1 protein-coding gene is annotated in these 2,880 nt (G+C 49.1%); it reads left to right on the plus strand.

Features of this window, described 5'->3' with window-relative positions; all coding sequences use genetic code 11:
- Positions 1 to 2,838 (plus strand): amino acid adenylation domain-containing protein (locus ABLA85_RS18315; RefSeq protein WP_367965757.1); only part of this gene is annotated, 2,838 nt, incomplete at its 5' end.
- Positions 2,839 to 2,880 lie beyond the last annotated feature (42 nt).

The following is a 2,880-nucleotide window of genomic DNA, read 5'->3' on the forward strand; positions in this document are numbered from 1 at the left end:
GTGCCGGTCGAGGGTATTGAAACCAGTGTTGGTTTGTATATCAATACATTGCCATTGATGGTGCAGTGGGAAAACACACAGACAGTAGCCGACGTTTTACAGGCAATACAGAATGACATTGCGGCACTGAACAGTCACAGTGCGGTGTCACTGGCCAGTCTGCAACCGAATGGAGCACGTTTGTTCCACAGTCTGCTGATTTTTGAAAACTATCCGGCACCAGTGACGAATGAAGCCGGAGGGGGAATTGAGAATGTACTAACTTTCCGCCGAACGGTTGAGAAGGTGGACTATCCGGTGCTGTTAATAGCCTATGTGCAGAATGACAGCCTGATAGTCAAACTGAGTTACGGTGAAGACTGGCTGGCAGACAAACAGGCTCAGCATTTACTTTGTCAGATTGAGGGTATTTTGTCTGCGGTGGTTCATGATCCACACCAATTAGCTTCGACAGTGTTGTTCCTTGATGATACTGAACGTCACACTTTACTGTATAGCTGGAACCAGACAGATGTCCCGTATCCGCAAGATCGCACACTCCAACAGCAGTTTGAAGCACAGGTTGTCGCGACACCGGATAACATTGCGCTGGTATTCGAGGGAGAAACCCTGACTTACCGTCAGCTTAACGAACGGGTAAACCAGTTGGCCTTTGCGATTCGCCAACATTATCAGCGGAAACACTACGATCAGCGGCAACACTATGCGCCAATGCCAGTTGATACCCCCGTAGCTTTGTTTCTGGATCGCAGTCTGGAAATGGTGATCAGTATGCTGGCGGTACTGAAAGCGGGTGGCGCTTATGTGCCTGTCTCTCCGCAATATCCCGCCGAGCGGGTTCAGTTTATTTTAGAAGACATCGGTTCACCCTGCATAGTGACTCAGCAACACTATCTGGTCACATTGTCAGAATACACGTATTTGTGGGAGGAACAGCCTGCTCTGATAGCGGCAGATGATCAGGCCGTGACTGGGGGGCAGCCAGCAGAAAATCCGGCCTTAATCAACCAGCCGACCGATCTGGCTTATATCATCTACACGTCAGGCACCACCGGTCAGCCAAAAGGGGTGATGGTAGAACATAGCAGTGTCCTGAATCTGACACAGTTTATCGCCAGAACACATTTGCTGGCACCACAGGTGAAGGCGCTGTTTTTCTCCAATTATGTGTTTGATGCTTCTGTTTTTGAAGTGTTCCCGGTGCTGATATCTGGTGCTACTTTGTATATTGCTCCTGCGGCGGTAACCGGAGACAGTGAACAATTGTTGGTGTTTATCAATCAGCATAAGATCACTAAAGCTTTTATTCCTACCGCCTTGATGAATCATTTTTCTGCCGAGTTATTCCGTTCAACCTTGCAGGTGATCCATACCGGTGGAGAAACTCTCAATGCCCTGTCTATCCCGCCGCATCTCACGTTGTTTAACCAGTATGGCCCGACGGAATTTACTGTGTGCGCCAGCCAGAATTTATTGCAGGGTGATGATTTATCTATTGGCCGGGGAATTGATAACACCCGTTTGTATGTACTGGATGAACAGGGCAATCTGTCTCCGATTGGCGTGCCGGGAGAACTGTATGTCGGAGGTGCCGGGCTGGCACGGGGGTATTTAAACCAGCCTGAACTGACGGCTGAGCGCTTTGTGGTCAACCCGTTTGCCTCGGATGAAGACAAGGCACGGGGTTATACCCGGCTGTATAAAACCGGGGATTTGGTGCGCTGGCGGCCGGATGGCAAGCTGGACTATCTGGGACGCAATGATTATCAGGTCAAAATCCGGGGTTACCGCATTGAATTAGGGGAAATTGAAGCCGCACTGACTGTACATCCACAAGTAAAACAGGCGGTAGTGATTGACCGGGAGCAGGAAGGTCATAAAGTCCTGGCGGCCTATCTGGTTGCAGAGGAAGGGCTCTCAGACGATACCCTGATCAGGTACTTATCTGGCTGCCTGCCGGAGTATATGGTGCCGGCCAGCTTTACTCGTATGGACTCTATTCCGTTAACCCTGAATGGTAAATTGGATTGCCGGGCACTACCGGAACCGATCTGGGCTAATCAATACAGTTATGTGGCCCCGCGCAATGCACTGGAAACCCGGCTTTGTGCTCTCTGGCAGGAGGTATTGGGACTGGCGCAGGTGGGTGTTAAAGATAATTTCTTCCGTATTGGTGGGGATTCTATCAGAGCAATTAAACTGACGGCGGCTATTCGCCAAACGTTGGCAATGGATGTTTCACTGACGCAATTGTTTGCATTGAAAACGATTGAAGAATTAGCTACACAAATTGGTCAGCAGACATACACAGTTATTCCTCATATCGAGCTTGCCCGTTATCCCTTATCCTTTGCCCAGGAGCGGATGCTGTTTATTGAACAGTTTGAACAGGGCACTTATGCCTACCATATTCCTTATCTGGTGCAATTGAATGAAGGCGTCAAATTGTCTCTGCTGGAAAGTGCAATTAACCGGGTAGTTGAGCGTCATAAGGTGTTGAAAACGGTATACCGCAGTGACGATGAGGGATACGGATATCAGCAGGCACTGGAAGATGCTCTTTTTATTGAGTCACACCACTGTATGAGTGTTGAAGCATTACTGCATACAGTACAGGTTGAATTGAGCACATCATTTAATCTAATGACAGAACCGAGCTTACGCCTGCGTCATTATCAAGTCGGTCACAGCCACTATCTTTTGTTCATGTGGCATCACATTGCCATTGATGGCTGGTCGGTGGATATCTTTATGCATGAACTGGCGGAAGCTTACCATGCCCTGCTCGAAAAGCGTGACAGCCATCTGCCCGCATTGGACATCACTTATGGTGATTAGCGCCCAGCAGCGGAAAGAGTGTTTGCAGGGAGACGTGGAGAG

This window comes from Xenorhabdus sp. SGI246 (assembly GCF_040838225.1).
Classification (GTDB): Bacteria; Pseudomonadota; Gammaproteobacteria; order Enterobacterales; family Enterobacteriaceae; genus Xenorhabdus; species Xenorhabdus indica.